Source organism: Nocardiopsis moroccensis (assembly GCF_055763695.1).
The window spans coordinates 1,436,931-1,460,024 of the sequence record NZ_CP199747.1; the positions used below are offsets into that span (position 1 = coordinate 1,436,931).

At 71.8% G+C, this 23,094-nt stretch carries 21 protein-coding genes and 1 pseudogene; 12 read left to right on the plus strand and 10 right to left on the minus strand.

Annotated elements, in window-relative coordinates; genetic code table 11:
* Positions 1 to 20: 20 nt before the first annotated feature.
* From ACUKCB_RS05985 to ACUKCB_RS05995, 3 genes are read right to left on the minus strand one after another with little or no spacing between them, the layout of a single operon-like run.
* Positions 21 to 947: an aminoglycoside phosphotransferase family protein gene (locus ACUKCB_RS05985; RefSeq protein ID WP_473039470.1), complete on the minus strand. Its 927-nt coding sequence runs from the start codon at positions 945 to 947 to the stop codon at positions 21 to 23.
* Between the two features lie 48 nt (positions 948 to 995).
* Positions 996 to 2,135 carry an endo-1,4-beta-xylanase gene (locus ACUKCB_RS05990; RefSeq protein ID WP_473039471.1) on the minus strand — a complete coding sequence of 380 codons (1,140 nt, stop codon included), beginning with the start codon at positions 2,133 to 2,135 and terminating at the stop codon, positions 996 to 998.
* Positions 2,136 to 2,152: 17 nt separating this feature from the next.
* Complete coding sequence (locus ACUKCB_RS05995; RefSeq protein WP_473039472.1) at positions 2,153 to 3,406, minus strand: cytochrome P450; 1,254 nt, start codon at positions 3,404 to 3,406, stop codon at positions 2,153 to 2,155.
* A 274-nt stretch (positions 3,407 to 3,680) separates the two neighbouring features.
* Here ACUKCB_RS05995 and ACUKCB_RS06000 point away from each other — a divergent pair, with 274 nt between their 5' ends.
* Entirely contained in the window at positions 3,681 to 5,546 is a 1,866-nt protein-coding gene (locus ACUKCB_RS06000; RefSeq protein ID WP_473039473.1) for a serine/threonine protein kinase, read from the plus strand.
* A 108-nt stretch (positions 5,547 to 5,654) separates the two neighbouring features.
* On the opposite strand, the gene ACUKCB_RS06005 is transcribed toward ACUKCB_RS06000, so the two are convergent.
* Entirely contained in the window at positions 5,655 to 6,602 is a 948-nt protein-coding gene (locus ACUKCB_RS06005) for a sucrase ferredoxin (RefSeq protein WP_473039475.1), read from the minus strand.
* 440 nt (positions 6,603 to 7,042) lie between these two features.
* Here ACUKCB_RS06005 and ACUKCB_RS06010 point away from each other — a divergent pair.
* Positions 7,043 to 8,480 (plus strand): annotated as a pseudogene (locus ACUKCB_RS06010) (benzaldehyde dehydrogenase).
* Positions 8,481 to 8,563: 83 nt separating this feature from the next.
* Here ACUKCB_RS06010 and ACUKCB_RS06015 read toward each other — a convergent pair.
* Together ACUKCB_RS06015 and ACUKCB_RS06020 are read right to left on the minus strand one after the other, a co-directional pair.
* Entirely contained in the window at positions 8,564 to 9,019 is a 456-nt protein-coding gene (locus ACUKCB_RS06015; RefSeq protein ID WP_473039476.1) for a hypothetical protein, read from the minus strand.
* Positions 9,020 to 9,077: 58 nt separating this feature from the next.
* Positions 9,078 to 9,878, minus strand: coding sequence for an SDR family oxidoreductase (locus ACUKCB_RS06020; RefSeq protein WP_473039477.1), 801 nt, complete (start codon positions 9,876 to 9,878; stop codon positions 9,078 to 9,080).
* Between the two features lie 131 nt (positions 9,879 to 10,009).
* Between ACUKCB_RS06020 and ACUKCB_RS06025 the strand changes: the two genes are divergently transcribed.
* Positions 10,010 to 10,927 carry a DUF817 domain-containing protein gene (locus ACUKCB_RS06025; protein WP_473039478.1) on the plus strand — a complete coding sequence of 306 codons (918 nt, stop codon included), beginning with the start codon at positions 10,010 to 10,012 and terminating at the stop codon, positions 10,925 to 10,927.
* On the opposite strand, the gene ACUKCB_RS06030 is transcribed toward ACUKCB_RS06025, so the two are convergent.
* On the minus strand, positions 10,917 to 11,849 hold the full coding sequence (locus ACUKCB_RS06030) for a LysR family transcriptional regulator (RefSeq protein ID WP_473039480.1): 933 nt from the start codon (positions 11,847 to 11,849) through the stop codon (positions 10,917 to 10,919). The genes ACUKCB_RS06025 and ACUKCB_RS06030 overlap by 11 nt on opposite strands.
* Positions 11,850 to 11,918: 69 nt before the next feature.
* On the opposite strand from ACUKCB_RS06030, the gene ACUKCB_RS06035 reads away from it, so the two are divergent.
* The 3 genes from ACUKCB_RS06035 to ACUKCB_RS06045 all read left to right on the plus strand — a co-directional run bounded on the left by ACUKCB_RS06035 (position 11,919) and on the right by ACUKCB_RS06045 (position 14,275).
* Complete coding sequence (locus ACUKCB_RS06035) at positions 11,919 to 13,154, plus strand: MFS transporter (RefSeq protein ID WP_473039482.1); 1,236 nt, start codon at positions 11,919 to 11,921, stop codon at positions 13,152 to 13,154.
* Positions 13,155 to 13,467: 313 nt separating this feature from the next.
* Complete coding sequence (locus tag ACUKCB_RS06040) at positions 13,468 to 13,770, plus strand: hypothetical protein (protein ID WP_473039484.1); 303 nt, start codon at positions 13,468 to 13,470, stop codon at positions 13,768 to 13,770.
* Positions 13,771 to 13,966: 196 nt separating this feature from the next.
* The gene (locus ACUKCB_RS06045; RefSeq protein WP_473039485.1) at positions 13,967 to 14,275 is read left to right on the plus strand and encodes a hypothetical protein; all 309 of its coding nucleotides are present in this window, start codon (positions 13,967 to 13,969) and stop codon (positions 14,273 to 14,275) included.
* A gap of 9 nt (positions 14,276 to 14,284) precedes the next feature.
* Here the strand turns inward: ACUKCB_RS06045 and ACUKCB_RS06050 are convergent, their stop codons facing one another.
* Positions 14,285 to 14,932 carry a DUF4352 domain-containing protein gene (locus tag ACUKCB_RS06050; RefSeq protein WP_473039486.1) on the minus strand — a complete coding sequence of 216 codons (648 nt, stop codon included), beginning with the start codon at positions 14,930 to 14,932 and terminating at the stop codon, positions 14,285 to 14,287.
* 410 nt (positions 14,933 to 15,342) lie between these two features.
* Here ACUKCB_RS06050 and ACUKCB_RS06055 point away from each other — a divergent pair, with 410 nt between their 5' ends.
* The 3 genes from ACUKCB_RS06055 to ACUKCB_RS06065 all read left to right on the plus strand — a co-directional run bounded on the left by ACUKCB_RS06055 (position 15,343) and on the right by ACUKCB_RS06065 (position 17,976).
* A complete protein-coding gene (locus tag ACUKCB_RS06055) occupies positions 15,343 to 16,293 on the plus strand; it encodes a ring-cleaving dioxygenase (RefSeq protein WP_473039487.1) in 951 nt (316 codons plus the stop codon).
* Complete coding sequence (locus ACUKCB_RS06060) at positions 16,290 to 16,922, plus strand: alpha/beta hydrolase (protein WP_473039488.1); 633 nt, start codon at positions 16,290 to 16,292, stop codon at positions 16,920 to 16,922. The genes ACUKCB_RS06055 and ACUKCB_RS06060 overlap by 4 nt, the downstream gene beginning before the upstream one ends.
* A 286-nt stretch (positions 16,923 to 17,208) precedes the next feature.
* Positions 17,209 to 17,976 carry a sulfite exporter TauE/SafE family protein gene (locus ACUKCB_RS06065; RefSeq protein WP_473039490.1) on the plus strand — a complete coding sequence of 256 codons (768 nt, stop codon included), beginning with the start codon at positions 17,209 to 17,211 and terminating at the stop codon, positions 17,974 to 17,976.
* Between the two features lie 3 nt (positions 17,977 to 17,979).
* Here the strand turns inward: ACUKCB_RS06065 and ACUKCB_RS06070 are convergent, their stop codons facing one another.
* Complete coding sequence (locus ACUKCB_RS06070) at positions 17,980 to 18,990, minus strand: iron-siderophore ABC transporter substrate-binding protein (protein ID WP_473039492.1); 1,011 nt, start codon at positions 18,988 to 18,990, stop codon at positions 17,980 to 17,982.
* Between the two features lie 166 nt (positions 18,991 to 19,156).
* Between ACUKCB_RS06070 and ACUKCB_RS06075 the strand changes: the two genes are divergently transcribed.
* From ACUKCB_RS06075 to ACUKCB_RS06085, 3 genes are read left to right on the plus strand one after another with little or no spacing between them, the layout of a single operon-like run.
* Positions 19,157 to 20,191, plus strand: coding sequence for a FecCD family ABC transporter permease (locus ACUKCB_RS06075; protein WP_473040938.1), 1,035 nt, complete (start codon positions 19,157 to 19,159; stop codon positions 20,189 to 20,191).
* Positions 20,188 to 21,282 carry a FecCD family ABC transporter permease gene (locus ACUKCB_RS06080; protein WP_473039493.1) on the plus strand — a complete coding sequence of 365 codons (1,095 nt, stop codon included), beginning with the start codon at positions 20,188 to 20,190 and terminating at the stop codon, positions 21,280 to 21,282. The genes ACUKCB_RS06075 and ACUKCB_RS06080 overlap by 4 nt, the downstream gene beginning before the upstream one ends.
* 49 nt (positions 21,283 to 21,331) lie before the next feature.
* Entirely contained in the window at positions 21,332 to 22,150 is an 819-nt protein-coding gene (locus tag ACUKCB_RS06085; protein ID WP_473039494.1) for an ABC transporter ATP-binding protein, read from the plus strand.
* A gap of 15 nt (positions 22,151 to 22,165) precedes the next feature.
* Here the strand turns inward: ACUKCB_RS06085 and ACUKCB_RS06090 are convergent, their stop codons facing one another.
* Positions 22,166 to 23,044, minus strand: coding sequence for an alpha/beta fold hydrolase (locus tag ACUKCB_RS06090; protein WP_473040940.1), 879 nt, complete (start codon positions 23,042 to 23,044; stop codon positions 22,166 to 22,168).
* Between the last annotated feature and the right edge of the window lie 50 nt (positions 23,045 to 23,094).

The window sequence follows — 23,094 nt, forward strand, 5'->3', positions numbered from 1 at the left end:
CGTCAGCCTTCCAGGGTCCGTCAGCCCTCCAACGCCTGCGCCACCGCCGCCTGGACCCGGGGGATCCGGGCGGCCCCGCCCTCCATCCGCCACAGCGAGTCCTGCAGGACCCGGACCAGGGTCCACGCGCGCGCCCGCTCCCGGTCCAACCCCGCCGCCTCGGTCAACAGGTCGAACCGCCGCCGCGTCTCCCGGACCGCGTCCCCGGTGGCCCCGGCCTCCTCCCACCGGTTGCGCAGCGCGGGCAACAGCTCGAAGCACGGATCCCCCACCAGCGGTTTGGGGTCGATCGCCAGCCACGGACCCCGCCCCGATCCGGGAAGCGGCGCCAGCACGTTCCCGTAGTGCAGGTCCCAGTGCAGCAACCGGTCGCCCGGTTCGGCCGCCAGTTCCCGGGCCAGCCCCGCCCACCGGTCCAGGCGGGCACGGCAGGCGGCCCCGGCCCGCTCCCGGACGGCCGGTCCTGCGGCGCGTTCGGCCAGGCGCCGGTTGATACCGCCCAGCTCGCGCACCCCCTCGGGCCCCCGGTGCGCGCCCAGCCGGGCCAGCAGGGCGCCGATCACCTCCAGCGCCTCGTCGATCCCCGTCCGATCCAACCGCTGTTCGGGGTCCAGCGCTTCCAACAGCATCGCCCCGGTCAGCGGGTCGTGGTCGAGCAGCCGGACCGCGCCGTCGCCGTCCCAGGCGCGCAGCGCGGCGGGCTCACCCCCGGTCTCCTCGTCCCACGGCTGGAGCTTGAGCACGGCCGCGCGTCCGTCGGCGCGTTCCACCGGGACGACCAGGGCCACGGCGCCGTGCATGGGACAGCCGGTCGGCCGCAGGCCCCACCGGTCGCACTGGCGGGCGGCCAGCCCCGGCAGCGCCTCGGCCCAGGCGGGACCGAAGAAGCCGGTGACGCTCTCGGCGAGGCCGGGCGGGACGGGGAGCGGGGGAGTGGGTCCGGTCAACCTGCTGGTCTCCTTCGTTCTTGGCGCGAGGCGGTACGGGAGGGGCCCTTACGGGAGGCGGCCCTGTCGCCTTCCCCTGCTCGGGGCCCGGCGGCCGCGGCTGAGCGCCTCGATCATCCCGCCCAGGGCGGGCTTGGGGGCGTAGTCCTCGTCGAAGGGCAGCGCGGCGGTGTATCCGGGGAACCACTCGGGGATCCAGGAGTGCGAGTCGGCCACGCCCCACACCGACACCCCCACGCAGCGGGACACCGCCAGGCAGGACTCGATGACGTACCGGTACTCCTCCGCCTGCTCGGCGAGCTGCTCCTCGCCGACCGGTTCGGGGATGCGCACGTCCAGCTCGCTGATCTCCACGTCCAGGCCCAGGTCGGCGAAGCGCTGCATGTTCTCGACCAGGTCCGGGGGGACGTTACCGTGGACGAAGTGCCCCTGGAAGCCGATGCCGTGCAGCGGCGCACCCTGCTCCAACAGGTCGGAGGCGAGTGCGTACAGGGCGTCGGCCTTCTCCCCGCCGCCCTCGACGCCGAACTCGTTGATGTACAGCTTCGCCTCGGGGTCCACCTCGTGGGCCATCCACAGGGCCTCGGCGATGTAGTCCTCGCCCAGCGTCTGCAGCCACAGGTTCTCACGCAGTTCGGGGGTGCCGTCCTCGAAGGGTTCGTTGATCACGTCCCAGGACTCGACCCGGCCCTCGTAGCGGCCCAGCAGTGCCTCCGTGTGCTCGCGCATGACCGTGCGCAGCTCACCGGAGTCGAAGGACCCCCGGGCCAGCCAGTCGGGCTGTTGGTTGTGCCAGAGCAGCGTGTGCCCGTGGACGGAGAGCCCGTGGTCCTCGGCGAAGTCCACCACGGCGTCGGGGCCGCTCCAGTCGAACTCGTACCGTTCGGGTTGGACGTACTGCCACTTCATGGTGTTCTCGGCGGTCACCGACGTGTAGTGGTCGGTGACCAGGTCCTGGTAGCCGGGGTCGTGCGTGAGCGGGTTGACCGCCACCGCCACGCCCAGTTCGATCCCGTGCGCCTCGGCCAGGGCCGGAAGCTCGCTCCCGGGTTCCTCGTCCGGTCCGGGCAGGACCAGGACCACGATCGCCACCACCAGGAAGATGACCACGCACACCGCCCCCGCCGACAGCAGCACACCCCGTCCGCGCGTGGCCGAACGCCAGCCGTTCCGGACAGCTTCTCGCACCCCTGCGCCCCTGCCCTCTACCTGTACCCGGTGGTGACCGGGAAGGCGGACAGGGACCGCACCGTGATGGTCGCGCGCCGGTCGGGTGCCGCGGCCGGACCCAGCCCCGGGGCCCGCTGGGCCAGGGCCCGTAGCGCGATCTCGCCCTCCAGCCGGGCCAGCGGCGCCCCCAGGCAGTAGTGGATCCCGCTGGAGAAGGCCAGGTGCTCACCGGAGTCGGCCCGGGTGATGTCGAACCGGTCGGGGTCCTCGAAGTGCCGCGGGTCGCGGTTGGCCGAACCGATCAGGCACATGACCTGTTCACCGGCCCTGACCCGGACCCCCTGCACGTCGGTGTCCCGGTGCGCCCAGCGCCCGGTGAGCTGGACCGGCGCGTCGTAGCGCAGGGCCTCCTCCACCGCCCCGGTGACCAGGTCCGGGTCGGCGACCAGCCGATCCCACTGTTCCCGGTGGCGCAGCAGCGCCATCACCCCGTTCCCGATCAGGTTCACCGTGGTCTCGAATCCGGCGAGCAGCAGCAGACGGCACATCGAACCCAGCTCGGCCGGGGTCAACTCCCCTTCGTCGGCCTGTCCGACCAGGGTGGAGACCACGTCCTCGCGCGGGTCGGCACGGCGTTCGGCCATCACGCGTTCGAACAACAGCTCCAATTCTGCCGTCGCGTCCCGGATCTGGTGCAGTTGGCGCGCCGAGCGGGCGCCGTCCAGTGCCTGGCCGAGCACGTAGCCGATACGGACTAAGTCGGCGTTGTCGCGTTCGGGGACGCCCAGGAGCCTGCTGATGACCGTGATGGGCAGGGGCTGGGCGAAGTCGCGCATGAGGTCGAACCCGCCGCGGGCCAGGGCCGTGTCCAGGAGTTCGGTGGTGATCTGCGTGATCTGCGCCCGGTACCGGGCCATGTTGCGGGGGCTGAACGCGGGCCGGGCGAGCCTGCGCAGCCGGGTGTGGTCGGGCGGGTCCATCTGCAGGAAGGAGAGGTCGACGGTGTTGAACTGTGCGGGGGGTTCGGTGTGCCCGGTTGGGAGCATGCCGAAGTCGCGGGAGCGCAGCACCTGGTCGACGGCGGCGCGGGTGGTGGCGGCCCGGAAGGGCAGCCGGCTGGAGACCAGGGGGCCCTGTTCGCGCAGCCTCCGGTAGGTGGGATAGGGGTTCTCCCGCCAGGGCCAGTGCAGCAGGCGGCTGGGGTGGTCCCCGCCCTGGGCGGTGAGCCACGACACACCGTTGGCCACCCGCAGTCGGGTGTCGGTACGCAGGGTGTCGAGAATCTGCATGGCTGTGGAGTCCTCTCGGTGACGTCTTCGACCCTAGGCGCGGCCCCGCCACCGATACCGGCGTACCTCGGAGTTGGCCGTCTGTGGCCAGGTGGGAACTCCGGTGCCGGACCCGGGCGCCGCATCCCCGCTCCGGGGCTCCGTCGGAGGCCGTGCGAACCCCGCGACACCGCCGGGGGCCACGGGTGGTGACGGTGGTCCGGGCGGGGGTGCCAAGCCCTAGACTGGGGCCCCGTTCGGTAGGAAGACGCCGCAGAGCCGGAGGTTGAGGACGTTGGGGCCGCTAGAGAGCACTGATCCGGAGCGGGTCGGTCGGTACCGGCTGATCGGGCGCCTGGGCGCCGGGGGCATGGGTCAGGTGTTCTTCGGCCGCTCGGCCGGCGGCCGAGCGGTCGCGATCAAGCGCATCCACCCACACCTTGCCACGGATCCCTCCTTCCGTCAGCGGTTTGCCCGTGAGGTCACCGCCGCCCGTCAGGTCAGCGGGGCCTTCACCGCACCGGTCATCGACGCCGGGCCCGACGACGAGGTGCCCTGGCTGGTCACCTCCTACGTGCCTTCGCTGCCGCTGGACGAGGCGGTCCAGGCGCACGGGCCGCTGCCGGAGGCGAGCCTGCGGGTGCTGGCGGCCGGCCTGGCCGAGGCGTTGGCCGAGATCCACCGGGTCGGGCTGATCCACCGTGACCTCAAACCGGGCAACGTGCTGTTGGCCGAGGACGGGCCGCGGGTGATCGACTTCGGTATCGCGCGGGCCACCGACGGCACCGCGGCGACGCAGTCGGTGATCGGCACGCCGGGGTTCATGAGCCCCGAACAGGTGCAGGGCGCGGAACTCACGCCCGCCGGCGACCTGTTCGCCTACGGTGCGGTGCTCGCCTTCGCTGCGGCCGGCACCGGGCCCTTCGGTGAGGGCAACATGCCCACGATGGTCATGCGCATCATCAGCCGGGAGCCGGACCTGTCCGGTGTCCCGGAGTCGTTGCGTCACCTGGTCGCGGCCTGTCTGGCCAAGGAGGCCCGAGGGCGGCCGGGGCCGGGGGAGATCCTGGACTACCTGGGCGACGTGCACGTCGGTCCCTCCTGGCTGCCCCCGGCGGTGATGACGGGTGTGCACGAGCAGGTGGCCAAGGTCAACAAGGCGTTGGCGTCCTCGGCGGGGGACCCCGGTGCGACCGGCGGCCACCAGCGCACCGAGGTGCTCGGTTCCGGTGGTGCGGCGGCCCTGGGCGGGGCCGCCGGAGCCGCCGCCGGCGCCGCGGCGGCGGGTGCCCTCGGTGACGACCAGGCCACTCGGGTGGTGCCGCAGACCGGCCACGGCACCCAGGACCCGGCGAACGGTGCGACCTCGGTGCTGGGCGGCCAGCAGCAGGGCACCCCCTACCAGCCCACCGCTCAGTTTCCGGGAGCACAGGCCGGAACGCAGGCCCCCGGACAGCCGGGCCAGGTCCCGCCCACGGCCCAGTACCGGCCGACGCAGCACCAGCCCGGCCAGTACCAGCAACCCCGGCAGTACGGTCAGGGGGCCCCTGTCGACGACGACCCCTACGCCGACCTGTACGGCGGGCCCCGCGGGCAGCGGGCCGATCCGCGTCAACAGCAGAATCAGCAGCAGGAGCAGTACCGGCGGGCCGAGGAGCAGCGCCGGCGGCAACTGGAACAGCAGCGCCACCAGCAGGAGCAGCAGCGCCGCGCCCAGGAACAGCAGCAGGAGCAGCGGCGCCGCCAGGAGGCGGAGCGGGCCCACCGCGAGCGGGTGCGTGCCGAGCAGGAGGCGGCGCGGCGGGCCCAGGCGGAGGCGCGCCGTGCCGGTCAGCCGGGCCTGTGGAGTTTCGTCAAGCTACTGCCGCTGCTGATCATCCCGCTGATCCAGATCCCGCTCGGCTACGGCGCGGCGCTGGCGTGGTCGTGGTTCACCACCGAGGCCGACGTGTGGACCGGGGCGGCCTACTACTTCGAGCCGTGGAGCATGGACTCGTTCTGGCACGCCACGATGCTGGGGTACTTCATCCTGAACAACCTGGTGTCGGTGGAGTTCCTGGTGCGCTCGCTGCGGACCTCGTTCGTGACCGGTGCGGTGCTGGCGCTGGGGGCCGTCGCCGCCACCAACGGTTTGCTGTACAGCTTCGGTTTCTGGGGCTGATCGGCCCCCGGTGGGAATCAGGGGCGGGCCCGGCCGGGCCCGCCCCGTGGTGTCGGAAGCGGTGGCACCCCGGGTGCGCGGCCCCGGGCCGCCCCCACGGCGCCGGGACTAGCCGCGGGCGCCGCTGGGCAGTTCCTGGCTGATCTCCCGCACCCGGTGGTGGACCGGCCGGGTGGGGGACAGGGCCGAGCAGGTGGTGGGGCACTCCTGGCCCTCGACCGTCTCCACGGTCACCGAGTACAGGCCGCCGCCGTGCCCCAGGGTGAGCCGGACCCCGTCCGCGGTCTCCTCCTCGGACAGGTGGGTCAGCGCGTTGACGCCCACCGGGACGCCGAGCCAGGCGCGGAGCGCGGCCTCGGCGGCCTGGGCGGGGGAGGAATCGGTGCAGCGGCCCCGGTAGTTCTCGGGCAGGACCAGGCCCCGCTCGAAGGCGTCCACGGTGCGGGCCGCCGACTCCGGTTCCAGTCGGCCGAAGTACACGCCCTGGGGCAGGGCCACCAGGTTGGCGGCGAAGCGGTCGCCGCCCACGTGAGTGGTCTCCCACACCTCGGCGCGGCCCGCCGTTCCCAGGGCCGAGGCGACCGGGCGGCCCAGCATCGCGCAGCAGGGGTCCTTCTTGGCGTGGGTGCACACCAGGTAGAGGGTGTGGTCCACCGGGGTGCCGAAGGAGGGCGGTTCGGGGCGTTCGACGGCGGTGACGTCGAAGGCCAGGAGTTCGGCCAGGTCGTGGAAGTCCACCCGCCGTGCCCAGGGGTGGGTGCGGCTGGTGTGGACGAAGTAGGCGCGCAGCGGGCCGTCGCCACGGGTGCGTTCGCTGGCTCCGGGGCGTTTGATCAGCTGGGGTTTGACGTCGTGCCCGGTGATGCGCTCGGCCAGTCGGGAGACCACGGTCCTGTCCAGGCCGGGGCTGGTGAAGGCCGGGTGGCGCCAGGGGCCGTTGTGCTCGACCAGGAGCCAGCCGCTGGTGCGCCCCGCAGTGCCCGCGATCTGTTCGTCGGTGTAGCGCGCCAGGGCGGAACAACCCCGGCGACCGTCGGGGGCGGTGGGAAGCCGCACGGGACCACGTCCAATCGGATGGTGCTCACTGCTGTGCTGTGCGCACGCGGGGATCCCGCCGGGGGATCCCCTCCGCGTGGCAGGTTGGTTAGGCTACCCTATCCTGCTCTGGGGCTCGGCGGTGTAGCCGGGGCCCCGTTTTCGTGTCGGTCCTCACGGCGCCCCGCAAACCCGTCTTCCGCTCCGGCCCCCGTTGGTTCTGCCCTGTTCGCAGGAACCCTGTCCGACCCAGGCCGTTCGAGTCCTCGCTGCACACGGGGTATGGCCCTGATTCGTCCTTGACCCGGTGATCGCGAGCACTTAGGTTCGCTCTAAAAACACATGTTCGCAAGGCGTACGCATGTGGGTGTTCGACTCCGTTTCGCCCGATGCGACCCGCTGGCAAACCGCCCGCACAGCCACCCCGCCCCGCGACACCACACCCGTTAAGGAGCCACACCGTGAGCCTGTTCGCCGCCGAGGAGTACACGTCCGCCGTCTTCACCGGGGCGTGGACCCCGGCCAGCGGAGGTGACGCCGAGGTCGTCTCGCCCTCCTCCGGCGCGATCCTGGGCCGCACCGGCATCGCCGACGCCCAGGACGTGCGCGAGGCCGCCGCCCGCGCCGCCACGGCCCAGCGCGACTGGGCCGCCACCTCCTTCGAGGAGCGCGCCGCCGTCAGAGGCCCACCAGGAGGAGGTCATCGGCTGGCTGCGCCGCGAGGGCGGGGCAGCCGCCGGGATGGCGGGCTTCCAGGTGCACGTGGCCGCGGGGGAGTGCTTCGAGGCCGCCGCACTGGCCTCCCAGCCGCACGGCGAGATCCTGCGCACCGCCAAGCCCCGCCTGAGCTTCTCCCGCCAGGTCCCGGCGGGCGTGGTCGGGGTCATCGCCCCGTTCAACGTCCCCCTCATCCTGGGCATCCGCTCGGTCGCCCCGGCCCTGGCCCTGGGCAACGCAGTCCTCCTCAAACCCGACCCGCGCACCGCGATCTGCGGCGGCGCCGTCCTGGCCGAGGTCTTCCGGCGGGCCGGGGTCCCCGAGGGGGTGCTGCAGGTACTGCCCGGCGGGGCCGAGGCCGGCCAGGCCCTGGTCACCGACCCGCACGTGCGCGTCATCTCCTTCACCGGTTCCACCCCGGCCGGACGCAAGGTCGGCGAGGCCGCGGCCCGCCACCTCAAGCGCGCCCACCTGGAACTGGGCGGCAACTCTCCGCTGGTCGTCCTGGACGACGCCGCCGTGGACCAGGCCGCCTCCATCGGCGCCTGGGGCTCCTTCCTGCACCAGGGCCAGATCTGCATGACCGCCGGCCGCCACCTGGTGCATGAGTCGGTCGCCGACGCCTACGTGGAGCGGCTCGCGGCCAAGGCCGACGCCCTGACCGTGGGCAGTGCGGAGGAGGACGACACCGCGCTGGGGCCGATCATCGACGCCGGCCAGCGCGACAGGATCCACCACCTGGTCACCAGCAGCGTCGCCTCCGGGGCGCAGTTGCGCGCGGGCGGCACCTACCAGGACCTGTACTACCGGCCCACCGTCCTGGACCGGGTGGACCCGGACACCCCCGCCTACGCCGAGGAGGTGTTCGGCCCGGTCGCCCCGGTGGTGCGCTTCTCCTCCGTGGACGAACTGGTGGAGCTGGCCAACTCCACCGAGTACGGGCTGTCCCTGGGCGTGGTCACCACCAACCCGATGCGCGGCATGGAGATCGCCGACCGCATCCCCAGCGGCATCGTGCACATCAACGACCAGACCGTCGACGACGAGGCGGTGGCGCCCTTCGGCGGGGTGGGTTTCTCGGGTACCGGAGCGCGCTTCGGCGGCACCCGCGCCAACCTGGAGGCCTTCACCGAGACCCAGTGGATCACCATGCAGGCCGACCCGGCCCGCTACCCGTTCTGATCCCGCCGACCCGGCCGGCCGGGAACACGACCGGTCGGGAACCCGAGGGGCACGGGAGACGACCTGCGGTAGCCCTGTGCCCCTCAGTCCCAGGAGTTGAACAGCAGCTCGCCCACCGTGTCCGGACGCCAGTGCCGGATCTGGGCGTGCTCGGCCCGCGAGAGCGCGCCCAGATCCGCCTCGGAGACGGGCGTGCCCAGCTCTTCGGCCGTCAGGCAGCCGAAGCCCAGGAGCTCGAAAGCCTCCGCCCACTCCGGCGGGTCGGTGAAGACCGGCGCCGGTCCGCCGACCACCACCGGTGCGTCTGCGAAGGCGACCAACATCAGGTGCGGGTGGCCCAGAACCACGTGCTCGCGGGCGCCGCACCTGATCGTCGCCGAGAGGAAGTCGGCCACCCTCTCGCAGTCCGATCCGCCAACCGTTCCGCCGGCCCGGCGCGCGGCCTCCCAGCACGCGCCGCGGAAGGCGGCCGGGTCCGTCCGCGGGAGCTCCGCTTCGCCACGGTCCCGGAATCCGGTCGCCCCGCGTTCGAGTCGCACCGGTGCAACCCCCGTTCCACCCTGTTCCGCTCTTGGTCGGCCTCCTCGCCCCGCCGGGTCAGGCGGAGATGCCGCCGTCGCTGTTGAGCAGCTGCCCGTTGATCCAGCCGCCCTGGGGCGAGCACAGGAAGTCGACCAGGTGCGCGGTGTCGCGCGGGGTGCCCAGGCGCCCCAGCGGGGTGTGTTCGGTGCAGTGCTCGCGCACCCGGTCGGGCATCCAGCCGGTGTCCACCGGGCCCGGGTTGATCACGTTGGCGCTCACCCCCAGGTGGGCCAGCTCGCGCGCCGAGGCCAGCACGATCCGGTCCAGGGCGCCCTTGCTGGCCCCATAGGGCAGGTTGTCCACCACGTGGTCGCTGGTCAGGGCGATGATCCGGCCGCTGCCGTGCTCCCCGGCGAAGCGCAGCCCGAACTCGCGCACCAGCAGCCACGGGGCGCGTGCGTTCACCGCGAAGTGCCGGTCGAAGCTTTCCACCGTGGTGTCGAGCAGCCCGGAGTCAACCGACTCGCAGTGGCACACCACCAGGGCGCGCACCGGACCCAACCGCTGTTCGACCTCGTCGAAGACGCGCGCGGGGGAGGCCGGGTCGGCCAGGTCGGCCTCGACGGCGACGGTGGCCGCGCCGCGTCCGGCCAGGTCGGCGCCGAGGGTGTCGACGCCCTCGGCCTGTACGCCCCAGGGCATGCGCTCGTCGTAGGGCGTCCACTGGGTGCGGGCCACGTCCCAGCCGGAGTCGGCCAGACGGCGTGCGATCGCGGCGCCGATACCGACGGTGCGTCCCACCCCGGTGACCAGGGCGACGGGGCGGGCGGACGCCTCGGGAGCGGAGGCCGCGGCGGGGTCCGGATGAGCGTTCATGGGAATTCATCCTGGCCGCGGCGGCGCCCGCCCGCAAAGGGTTTTCCACCCCCGGGTCCCCCCGGGTCCGGGGACGTCGCGGGTCGAGGGCCGGGACGAAACGGAGCCGGAGGATTTGTACCATCGGGCGCATGCCAAGTGAACGCCTGTGGTCCCTCACCCCCGTCGAACAGCGCCTCGACTCCTGGGCGCGCCGGCGCCTGGAGTCCCTGGCCGACCGGGGCGGGGCTGGCGGATTCCTGCTGGAGTTCGCCGTGTTCACGGTCAAACAGGCCTGGGCCTGCGTCTTCGGCGCCGCGATGCTGGTACTGCTGGTCACCACCCACCTGTGGTACCCCGAGGCCGCAGCGCTCTCCCGCAGCGACGCACTGGTGATCGGGGCGGTGGCCATCCAGGCGCTCATGCTCCTGCTGCGCCTGGAGAGCGGCCGCGAGCTGTGGGTGATCGTGCTGTTCCACCTGGTCGGCACGGTCATGGAGATCTTCAAGACCTCCGTGGGTTCCTGGCACTACGGCGGCGACGGCCTGCTGTGGATCGCCGGGGTGCCGCTGTACACCGGGTTCATGTACGCCGCGGTCGGCTCCTATATGGTCCGGGTCTTCCGCCTGTTCGACCTGCACTTCGACCGCTACCCGGCCCGCTGGGCGACCGCCCTGCTCGGCGCGGCCGTCTACGCCAACTTCTTCGGCCACCACTACGTCTTCGACGCCCGCTGGGTCCTGCTGGCCGTGATCGTGGTGCTCTACGCCCGCTGCACCATGCAGTTCCGCATCCACCGGGCCCGGCCCTGGCGGAGGATGCCCATCCTGGCGGCGTTCACCGGGGTGGCCTTCTTCATCTGGGTCGCCGAGAACATCGCCACCGCCGCGGGCGCCTGGATCTACCCCAACCAGGCGGACGGGTGGGAGCTCGTGTCGCTGTCCAAGCTCGTCTCCTGGTTCCTGCTGATGATCATCTCCGTGGTCCTGGTGACCTTCGTGTACCGGCCCCGGCCGTTGGCGGACACCGCCGAGGTGGTGCCCGGCCAAGGCCACGAACTCAGCCGGTGAGGTCGGGGATGACCTTCGGGCCCACCCGGCGCACGTAGTCCCGGAACAGGGCCACCGCCGGGGGCTCGTAGCCACCGCCCGACCCCTGCTCGGGCCAGACCACCCCCACCGGCCGCTCCGCGTCCCCGTCGCGCACCGGCAGCTCCACCGTCCCGCCCAGCGGCCCCCGGGGGCGGGCGGGCAGCACCGACACCCCCAGACCCGCCGCCACCAGGCCGCGCGCCGTGGCGATGTCGTCGGCCTCGAAGGCCACCCGGGGGGTGAACCCCGCCCGGTCGCTGAGCCGGTCGGTCAGGTGCCGCACCCCGCGCCCCGGCTTGAGCAGGATGAACTCGTCGCGCACCGAGGCCAGAGACACGGGTCCCCGCCCGGCGAGGGGGTGGTGTTCGGGCACCACCAGGCGCAGGTACTGGGTGTGCAGGACCGCCGACACCAACCCCTGGCCCGAGGGCAGCGGCGAGGTCAGCGCCAGGTCCGCGCCGCCAGCGGACAGGCGCTGGAGGGACTGCGCCCACGCCTCCTGGGTCAGGGTGAACCGCACCCCCGGGTGTTCGGCCCGGAAACCCCGCAGCAGCACCGGCACCACCTCCACGCCCAGGGTGGGCAGGAACGTCAGCGCCACCCGGCCCTCCTCGGCCCCGGTGAGTTCGGCCACCCCCTGGCGCAGGTCGTCCAGCGCGCGCTCCACGTGCGGCAACAGCAGACGACCGGCCCGGGTCAACCGGATCCCCCGGCCGGTGCGCTCCACCAGCGCCATCCCCAGCTCCTCCTGCAACCGGGCCAGAGCCCTGCTCAGTGTGGGTTGGGGCATGTCCAGCGACTCCGCCGCGTGGGTGACGTGCTCGGTACCGGCGACCGCGGAGATCATCCGCAATCGGGGGGCCAGGATCCCGGCCAAAGTGTCCACCTCAGGAACATCCATACGAAACAGTATGCAACAACGTGAAATCATGCATTGGACGTATGAAAGGACGCTTTCTAGCGTTGAGGCATGACCGTGACCAGCACCTCCACCAGCCGTGACCCGCGCCCCCGCGCCGGCACGGCCGCCTACCGGCGCACGGTCATCGCCCTCGTGGCCGCCGCCGTGGCCACCTTCGCGCAACTGTGGTCGGTCCAGCCGATCCTGCCCGCCATCGCCGAGGGGTTCGGGGCCTCCGCCGGGCAGGCCGCGCTCACCGTCTCGCTGGCCACCGGCGGCCTGGCCGGGTGCACCCTGCTCTGGAGCGGGGTCGCCGACCGCGTCGGCCGGGCGCGCGTCATCACGCTCTCCCTGCTCCTGGCCATCCTCCTGGGCGTCGCGGCACCCCTGGCCACCGAACTGTGGGTCCTGCTGTTGCTGCGCACCCTGCAGGGCGCGGCCCTGGGCGGGGTCTCCGCAGCGGCCGTGGCCTACCTGGCCGAGGAGATCCACCCCGCCGACGCGCCCAGGGCCACCGGCCTGTACATCGCCGGAAACCCCCTGGGCGGCATGGCCGGGCGACTCCTGGCCGGGTTCGCCGCCGACCTCGGCGGCTGGCAGTGGGGGGTGGCCGCCAACACCCTTCTCGGCCTGGTCGCCCTGGCCGTGTTCGTGCTGGTCCTGCCCCGCCGACGCGAGACGGTCCCCGCCACCCGCAGCGGTGGCCCGGCGGAACCGAGGATGGGCCAGCGCCTGCGTGCCGCCCTCACCACCCGTGGTCTGCCCGCCCTCTACGCCCAGGCGCTGCTGCTCATGGGTGCCTTCATGGCCGTGTACAACGTGCTGGGGTTCCGACTGACCGACGCGCCCTTCGGCCTGTCCCAGGCGGTTGCCTCGTTGTTGTTCCTGTCCTACACCGCCGGGATGCTGGGTTCGGGCATAGCCGGTTCGGCCACCCTGCGCTGGGGCAGGTACGGGGTGCTCACCACCGCCACCCTGATGCTGTTTCTCGGGTTGGGCGGCCTGTTCACCACCTCGGTGATCCTCTTGCTGGCGACCTTGCTCCTGCTGACCTTCGCGTTCTTCTGCGCCCACGCCACCGCCTCGGCGTGGGTGGGGGCTCGGGCAGTGACCGGCCGCGCCCAGGCCACGGCCCTCTACACGCTCGCCTACTACCTGGGCGCCAGCCTGTTCGGGTGGCTCGGCGGGGTGGTCTACGACGCGGTGGGCTGGAACGGCACCGTGGTTCTGGCCCTGACGCTGACCGCCCTGGCCGGACTCATCGCACTGCGTCTGCGCCGCCTGCCCGCCCCGGGGTCCGCCTGAGTGCTTCGGGGGAGGTCCCGGCGGGTCGGCTCGTACCGATGGAGGAGTTGCAGCCTTCCGGGCCTTCGGATGTTCGTATGCTTGGGCGTACGGGCTGCCCGAGTGAGATCACGCGAAGATAACGCTCTGCGTTGTTGCAGGTCATTAACTGTGAGCCCCGCGTACGCGGGGATGGACCGTTGAACCGCTCTCTCAGGACGCTGGCCAGGTGGTGAGCCCCGCGCACGCGGGGATGGACCAGACGACCCCCTGAAAGCCTGACCTGCTTCTCCACCTCCACCACCTTCCCCGTTCGGCTCGTTACCGTGGTCATATGCCTACCGAGCTGCGCAACGCCCCCACCCCCACCGAGGTCATCGCCGCGTGGATCCCACATGACGCCCGCTGGAACGCACAGGCCCGTCAGGCAGCTCGGGCCGGGGTCGAAGCGCTACGCCGGTACGTGACCGGGCTGGTCACCCATCACCGAGACGGAGGTGTTCCGGTGGACGACGAATTCGACCTGCGCAGCATCGCCGCCGTCGTCGAGGACCTGGAGGAAGGCGGGCTCTTCCGGGTGAGGTGGGACCAGGTGCAGGATGCCCTTCTCGTTCCGGACAGGGCCGGGGCCCGGTGACTGGAAGCGACCGCACCGCACGCGACCCCACAGATGTTCTTGGTTCCGGCTGAGGCCACCGCGTGTGAGTGAGCTCGAGCGTGCTTGCTTCCTCCGAACCGGACACGGCAGCGGCGGTTGCCCTGATCTGCACCGCCCCGAAACTCGGAAGAAAGGTGAGGTGAGGGCTCTGACCAAACGGAAACCCGCAAACCACATGTTCGTTCTGTGGGCGGCTCTGTGGTTTCTGGTGACGCTCGTCTGGTGCGTCCTCCTCGGGTTCGAGTGGTACACCAGCGGCCCGTCGTCCTGCCTGCTGGAGGCCGGAACCTCTCTGTACGGCACCAGCGACTCGTCCTGGTTCCCTCCGGGGCAGGTGTGCGTCTGGGAGGTGGCGGTGGGCGGGGAGTCCTACACCGTGGCCGAGCGGCCTCCTGTGGCGCGGCTGGGAATCCTGGCCGTCCTTCTGCTCTGGGGTGCCTCCGTGCTGACTCTGGGGCTGCGGCGTAGGTCGGGCACGGAGTGAGAGCAGGTGTCAGTTCAGGGCGATGGGCGCGGGGTCGAAATCGTCTGACCACGGGTTGTTGGTGACGGTTACCCGCTCGGGGTCGCTGTCGTCGGGCAGATCGAAGGCGACGGTGAACTCTCCGGTTTCTCCGGGGTTCATCTTGCCGAGGAACGGCCCCTCGTCCAGGGCGATGGTGGCGTCGGAGTCGTGGTCGAACTGCCGCCCGTCGGTGTCGTAGAGGGTGACGCCGTGGTTTTCGAAATAGTCGGGTTCGGTGCCGTTGTTGGTGGCGGTGATGTGCACGATGACGTAACGGCCATCGGCGGTGAAAGTGTCGATCGGTCCGGTCACTTCGCTGGCTGTGGTGTGGTCGGTGACGGTGTACGCGAAGTCTCCGGCGGTGACTTCGTCTCCGACCCCGGGTATGTCCACCTCACTGGTGCCGGTGTCGGTTGTGGTCTGTGTCCCGGGGTTTTCACGCTGAGTGGGGCCGTCAGAGGAGGGCGTGTTCGTGTCGGTGCTGCTGAGTACCGCCACGAAGGTGATGCATCCGGCGAGCATGAAGAGTGCGGCCACTCCTCCGCCGAACACGATGAGGGTCCATTTGAGGAACTCGGTGGCGTTGTTCTTTGATGGTGTCGGTGGCGAGACAGGGCGCCGCTGTGGGTCGTACATGTCTTAAAAGACGCCGCCGACGGTGTCGGTGGTTGGTTGTGTGTCTCGGGCACGCAGAGGTACGCGGAGATGAGCCCACTCCGGTGGGCCTGCGGGGTGCAGGTGCCCAGGCGGCTCTCGGGTTGTGTGGGGGAGGAGCGCGCCCCCACACCGGGTACGGGTAGGGCCTGGTCTCCTGAATCCTGTTCGTTGGTCGCCGGTCAGCCGAGGCGGTTCCGGGAGCGGTCGAAGGCGCGTCCGGGCTCGAAGAGGCGGATGAGGTGACTGGTGGCCCGCACGGTGGCGGCCAACCTCCTCTGGCCTCCTGTCCGTGCCTGGCGGAGAGGGGGGAGGTGGGCTCCCGCGCGGAATTAGTTTAAGATTCAACTTGTTGGAGCGGGTGACCAGTAGCCACAGGAAGGGTGAAGGACATGGACGTGCGCCCCTCGGGGATCCACCACGTGACCGCTATCGCGAGCGACCCCCAGGCCAACGCCGACTTCTACCTGAACGCGCTGGGCATGCGCATGGTCAAGCGGACCGTCAACTTCGACGCCCCGGAGACCTACCACTTCTACTACGGCGACCGCGCGGGCAACCCCGGCACGATCATGACCTTCTTCCCCTGGCCCGACGCCCCCAAGGGCAGGCTCGGCGCCGGTCAGGCCACCACCACGACCTTCTCCGTCCCCGAGGGCTCCCTCGGCTGGTGGGCCGACCACCTCTCCGCCCTGAACGTGCCGATCACCCGGCCGCGCGAACGCGGTGAGGAGGACGTGCTCAGCCTGCGCGACCCCGACGGCCTGGTCATCGAACTGGCCGCCAGCGCAGACTTCCACGACACCGACCCCTGGGACGGGGGAGTGGTCCCCACCGAGCACGCCATCCGCGGCATCCGCGCCGTCACCCTCACCGAGCAGGACGCCGAGGGCACCGCCCGGATGCTCGGCGACCAGCTGGGGTTCCGCCTGCACAGCGAGGACGGCAACCGGATGCGGTTCCGCACCAACGACACCGGCGACGGGGTGGGCACCATCGTCGACGTCCTGGCCGACCCCGGGGCCGAGCGCGGCCTGGTCGCCGCCGGAACCGTCCACCACGTCGCCTACCGCGCCCCCGACACCCCCGTCCAGGAGTCCTGGCGCCGGCGTCTGGAGCAGGAGGGTGTGGGCGTCACCGAGATCCGCGACCGCACCTACTTCACCTCCATCTACTTCCGCGAACCCGGCGGTGTGCTGTTGGAGATCGCCACCGACGGCCCCGGGTTCGACTACGACGAACCGCTGCTGGAGCTGGGCCGCTCGTTGAAGCTCCCGCCGTGGCTGCAGCCCGACCAGGAGCAGATCGCCGCGAACCTGCCCCGCGTGGAGGTCCGCCAGTGACTGCTCTGGAGGAGTTCACGCACGTCTTCGAACCGGCGACCCGCCCGGGCGCTCCGGCCCTGCTGCTGCTCCACGGCACCGGTGCCGACGAACACGACCTGCTGCCGCTGGGTCGGGCTCTGGCACCCGGAGCCGCCCTGCTGTCCCCGCGCGGCAGGGTCGACGAGAACGGCATGAACCGCTGGTTCCGCCGCCTGCGGGAGGGCGTCTTCGACGTCGAGGACCTCATCGAGCGCACCGCCGAACTGGCCGGGTTCGTCAGAGCCGCCACCGCTGCTTATGACCTGGACCCCGAGCGAATCGTGGTCAGCGGGTTCTCCAACGGTGCCAACACCGGCGCGGGCCTGCTGCTGCTCCATCCGGGGCTGGTCGCGGGCGCGGCGCTCTTCGCGGGCGGTGCCCCGCTCCAGGGGCGCGAACCCGGCCCGGTCGAACTCTCGGGCACCCGGGTGTTCCTGGGCAACGGTGTCGCCGACCCGATCACCACCATCGACCAGGCCCGTCTGCTCGCCGACCAGTTGGGGGAGCGGGGAGCGGAGGTCGAGGCCCACGAGCACCCCGGGGGACACCAGCTGCCCCCGGAGGTGTTGGGCCGGGCCAGGGACTGGTTCGACCAAGCGGGGTTCTGAGCGCGACCCCGATCCGGGCTCCGCAGAGGAGCCCCCACCAGCGGCGGTGGCGCCCCGTGCACCCGGGCGTCACCGCTTTTCTCACCGCAATGACGAATCTACGTCGTAAAGGCGAGGGGTTTCAGCAGTAGAAGAACAACATCAGGGATCATCGCCTGCATGTAAGGGGACCAATGCCCCGGTCCCCTGACAAAGCAATCCGTACCGCTGGCTAGATTGGCTCGCGCCCCGATCCCCGCCACGGAAGAGAACCGATGATCCCCTCCCGCAGTGAGCAGTCCCGGTGATGGACCCCGAAATCCTCGGCCTGCTGTTGCTGGCCGCCGTCGCCGCGGGCTGGATCGACGCCGTCGTCGGGGGAGGGGGCCTGCTGCTGCTCCCCGCCCTGATGGTCGCCGCCCCCCACCTGCCCCTGGCCACCCTGCTGGGCACCAACAAGCTCGGCGCGGTCTTCGGCACCACCTCCGCCGCCGTCGCCTACGCCCGCAAGGTCACGATCGACCGCAGCGTCGTGATCCCCGCCGCGGGGCTCGCCCTGCTGGGGTCGGGCCTGGGCGCGGGCCTGGCCGTCGCCCTGACCGCCGACGTGCTCAAACCGATCATCATGGTGGTCCTGGCCGGAGTGGCCCTGCTGGTGGTCTTCCGGCCCGCCATGGGCACCCGGCCGAACCCGGCCCTGCGCACCCGCAACCGGATCCTGGCCGCCGTGGCGCTGGCCGGACTCGGGGTGAGCTTCTACGACGGCATCATCGGCCCCGGCACCGGCGTCTTCCTCATCATCGCCTTCACCGCCGTGCTCGGCATGGACTTCCTGCACGCCTCGGCCTCGGCCAAGATCGTCAACGTGTGCACCAACATCGGCGCCCTGGTGGTCTTCGCCCTGGGCGGCCACGTGGACTGGCTGCTGGGCCTGGGCCTGGCGCTGTGCACCATCCTGGGTGCCCAGGTCGGCGCCCGGATGGCCCTGCAGCGGGGATCGGGGTTCGTGCGCGCGGTGCTACTGGTGGTCGTGCTGGCCCTGCTCCTCCGGATGGGTTGGGACGTCTTCGCCTGAGTCCTACACCGCGGGGTCCGCCTCACCCGTCAGCGCCACCGTGACGTCGTCGATGATCCGGTGCGCGCCGTGGTGGTTGGCCGAACCCCAGAAGTCGTAGTCCACCCGGTAGACCTGCTCGTTCCCGACCGCGTCCAGGTTGGCCCACAGTCCGTCGGAGAAGGTCTCGGGGGCGTCCGGGTAGCCCGAACCGGCCAGTGCGAAGACCACGTCGCCGTCGGCCTGGTCCAGGTTCTCGTAGCTGCGCGGGACGAAGTCGGTGTCCCCCTCGCCCTCCAACTGGGTGTCGGGGCGGGCGAAGCCCAGGTCGTCGACGACCTGGCCGGGGAAGGAGTCGGGGGTCTCCAGGCGGATCTCGGTGTCGCTCTGCAACCGCACCAGGGACAGTTCGGTCCCGGCGGGGTCCACACCGGCCGCCTCCAGCTCCCCGCGGGCCCCTTCGACCGCCTCCTCGTAGGCGGACACGGCCTGCTCGGCCTCGGTCTCGGCGCCCAGGACCCCGGCGACCTCCTCCAGGTGGCCGCGCCAGGAGCCGGTGCCCTCCCACTCCAGCAGGACGGTGGGCGCGATCGCCTCCAGGCGGTCCACCATCTCGGCCTGGGCGCCCGTCGGGGTGCTCACTCCGATGACCAGGTCCGGTTCGGCGGTGGCCAGTTCCTCGATGTTGACGTCGTCCTCGGCGGGGGAGTTGGTGACCAGGGTCAGGTCGGCGCCGTTCACGTCCTCGGGCAGGAAGGGCGCCAGCCCGTACCCGTCCGCGCCGGGGGTGCCCATGGTGCCGACCACGCCGTGGCCCAGCTGGGTGACGGCGGCCAGGGTGGGGCGCCACAGTACGGCGATCCGCTCGGGGGAGGCGGGCACCTCAACCGTCCCGTTGGCCGCCTCCACCGTGCGGGTCTGCGCGGTGCCCTCGAGGGCGGAGCCGTCGCCACCGGTACCGCAACCGGTCAGGGAAAGCGCCCCGGCCAGGGCGAACACGCTCAACGAGCGTAGGAGAGGTGTGCTGTGCGACATCTACGGGGACCCTTCCGTGCGAGCATGATGTAGGTAAGGCTAACCTGTCCGGGTGGGATTGGGTCGATCCCGGCCGATGACATACGATGCTTCGTCGGTTCAGGTGCAGGTCAGCCTCACCCACCACCCGCACCATTCACCACCCAGCAAGACGAACGGGGAAGCCGTGCTCCTGCGCGCGCCCACACCAACGCGCCCCACCCTCACCAGACGAGTCATACGCCCCATCGGCCTCGTCATCGCCCTGGGCGCCCTGGCCGTCTGCGCGCTCCTCAGCGTCACCGTCGGAGCCAAACCCATCCCCGTCGCCGACGTGTGGGCCGCACTCACCGACTACAACGGCTCCTACGACCACGACGTCATCCGCAGCCTGCGCGTCCCCCGCACCGTCATCGGCGTCTTCGTGGGCGCCGCCCTCGGCCTGGCCGGGGCCCTCATGCAGGCCCTGACCCGCAACCCCCTCGCCGAACCCGGCATTCTGGGCATCAACTCCGGAGCCGCCGCGGCCGTGGTCGTCGCCGTCTTCGTCCTCGGCGCCAGCGGATCCGCCCTGGTCTGGCCCGCCTTCCTCGGCGCGGCCCTGGCCGCCGTCGCCGTCTACGCCCTGGGCTCACGCGGGCGCTCCAGCGCCACCCCCGTACGCCTGGCCCTGGCCGGAACCGCGTTGGCCGCCGTCCTGCAGGGCCTCATCTACGGCGTCATCGTCCTCAACGACTTCGTCTTCGACCGCATCCGCTTCTGGCAGGTCGGCTCCCTCACCGGACGCGACCTCGACATCTTCCTCCAGGTCGCCCCCTTCCTGGTGGCCGGGATCATCGTCACCCTGGCCCTGGGTCCCTCCCTGAACGCCATGGCCCTGGGCGACGACCTGGCCGCCACCCTGGGCGCCCGGATCCCCCTCATCCGCGCCGGAACCGCCGTCGGGGTCATCCTGCTGTGCGGGGCCGCCACCGCCGCCGCGGGCCCCATCTGGTTCGTCGGCCTGATCATCCCGCACGCCGCACGCGTGATCACCGGCCCCGACCAGCGCTGGCTCCTGCCCTACGCCGCGGTCCTGGGCGCCGTCCTGCTCACCGCAGCCGACACCCTCGGACGCGTCATCCTGCCCGGCTCCGAACTGGAGGTGGGCATCATCACCGCACTCGTCGGGGCTCCCCTGTTCATCGCCCTGGTCCGCAGCAGAAAGATGGCCCAGCTGTGAGCGACACCCTCACACCCGCGTCCAGCACCACCGGGTCCGCACGCCCCACACCGAGGGGTGCGCGCACCTGGCGCTCACCGGGTGGTCGGATCTCCTTCCTCATACGCCCGCGCACCCTCGTGGTCTGCCTGACCCTGGCCCTGGTCAGCGCCCTGACCCTGGTCGTGTCGGTCTCCGTCGGGGACTACGGGGTCCCGCTCTCCGCCGTCCCCGCCGCCCTGATGGGCTTCGGTGAACGACTCGACGTCTTCTTCGTCCAGGGGGTGCGACTGCCCCGCGCCCTGACCGCCATCGGCGTGGGCGCGGCCCTGGGCATCGCCGGAGCGGTCTTCCAGAGCCTGTCCCGCAACGCGCTGGGCAGCCCAGACATCATCGGTTTCACCTCCGGAGCCGCCACCGGCGCCGTCGCCGCCATCCTCCTCCTGGGTGCCGGACGCCTCGTGGTCTCCCTGGGCGCCGTCGCCGGAGGCCTGATCACCGCGGCGGTGGTCTACCTGCTGGCCATGAAGAACGGCGTGCAGGGCTACCGGCTGGTCCTGGTCGGTATCGGTGTCAGCGCCATGCTCGCCTCGGTCCGCGACTACCTGATGACCCGCGCCGACCTCACCGACGCCCTGGGCGCCCAGATCTGGATGATCGGTAGCCTCAACAGCCGCGGCTGGGCGGAGGCGGCCGCCGTCTGGATCGGCCTGGCCGTGCTGGCCCCCGTCATCTTCGCGGTGGGACAGCGCCTGCGCTTCCTGGAACTGGGCGAGGACACCGCCCGCGGCCTGGGCGTGTCCGCACAGAGCACCCAGATCGTCGCGCTGGCCGCGGCCAGCGCCCTGACCGGCGCCGCCATCGCCGTGGCCGGCCCCATCGGCTTCGTGGCCCTGGCCGCGCCCCAGCTCGCCCGGCGCCTGACCCGCACCGGCGGCACCACCCTGGTCGGCGCCGCGCTCATGGGCGCCGCCCTGCTCGTGCTGGCCGACCTGGTCGCCATGCGCCTGATGGCCCCCACCCAACTGCCCGTGGGTGTCGTCACCGCCGTCATCGGCGGCAGCTACCTCATCTGGCTGCTCTACACCGAGTGGCGGGGCGGCCGCGCCTGACCCGCCTCCCCGCCCGCAGCCACCGCCGAGCCACACCCGAAAGAGAACGATGACCGACGACGCCAGCACCCGCCTCAACGGCCGGGACCTGACCCTGTCCTATGACCAGCGCGTCATCTCCCGCGACCTGGCCGTGCGCATCCCCGACAACTCCTTCACCGTCATCGTCGGCCCCAACGCCTGCGGCAAGTCGACGCTGCTGCGCGCCCTGTCGCGCACCCTCAAACCCGCCCGCGGCAACGTGCTCCTGGACGGCGAGGTGATCAGCTCCTACCCGGCCAAGGAGGTCGCGCGGCGCCTGGGCCTGCTCCCGCAGTCCTCCATCGCCCCCGACGGCATCGGTGTGGCCGACCTGGTCGCCCGCGGCCGCTTCCCGCACCAGAGCTTCCTGCGCCAGTGGTCCCAGCAGGACGAGGCCGTGGTCGCCGAGGCCATGGCCTCCACCGGCGTCTCCGCACTGGCCGACCGTTCCGTGGACGAGCTCTCCGGCGGCCAGCGCCAGCGCGTGTGGTTGGCCATGGTCCTGGCCCAGCAGACCCCGCTGCTGCTGTTGGACGAGCCGACCACCTACCTGGACATCGCCCACCAGATGGACATGCTCGACCTGTGCGCCGACCTGCACGCCGAGCGCGGCCACACCCTGGTCGCGGTCCTGCACGACCTCAACCACGCCTGCCGCTACGCCACCCACCTGATCGTGATGCAGGACGGCGCCATCGTGGCGGAGGGCGAACCCGCCACCATCGTGACCGCGGACCTGGTCGAGAAGGTGTTCGGGCTCCCGGTGCGGATCATCCCCGACCCCGAGACGCACACCCCGATGATCGTTCCGGTGGACCGCAGGGGAGCCCGGCGCGAGCACGGTTGACCCGGTGGGGACGGGTCAGCGCTCGAGCAGTTCCCTGAGCTCCCGCACGACCCCGGCCGGGTCCTGCTCGGCCATGAAGTGCCCCGAGCTCACCGTGGCGTGCCGCAGGTCCCGGGCCCACGCCCGCCACAGCGCGACGGCGTCGTAGCCCAGGGCCGCGCCCCAGTCCTGCTGGAGCACCGTCACCGGCATCTCCAACCGCCTCCCCTCGGCCCGGTCGGCCGCGTCGTGCTCGATGTCGATCCCGGCCGAGGCCCGGTAGTCGGCCACGATCGAGGGCACCGCCCCGGCACTGGCGTCCAGGTAGGCCCGGCGCACCTCGGCGGGGAAGGCCCCCGGTCCGGTGGACCACGCGTCCAGGAAGTGCCCGAAGAACGCCTCCGTGCTGGCGGCGATCATCCGCTCGGGCAGCCCCGGCGGCTGGGCCATCAGGTACAGGTGGAAGCCCACCGCCCCGCCCACCCCGCGCAGCGCCTCCCACATGTCCAGGGTCGGCAGCACGTCCAGGCCGGCCAGGTGCGTGATCGCCGCCGGATGGTCCAGTCCGGTGCGCACCGCCACCAGCGCCCCGCGGTCGTGCCCGGCCAACGCGAACCGTTCGTGCCCCAGGGCCCGGGCCAGCTCCACCACGTCCGCGCCCATGGTCCGTTTGGAGTACACCCCGGGTCCGGACTCCTCCGGTTTGTCACTGTCCCCGTACCCGCGCAGGTCAGGGCAGATCACCGTGTGGTCCGCCACCAGGTCAGCGGCCACGTGCCGCCACATCAGGTGGGTCTGCGGGAACCCGTGCAACAGCACCAGGGGCGGCCCCGAACCCCCGACCGCCACGTTCAACGACACGTCCGGGGCCACCCGCACCCGCTCGTAGTCGAAACCCTCGATGACCGGAGCCATGATCACGCCCTGCCTTCTCTCGGTGGATCCTTTCCCGCCGGGCCCTCGCC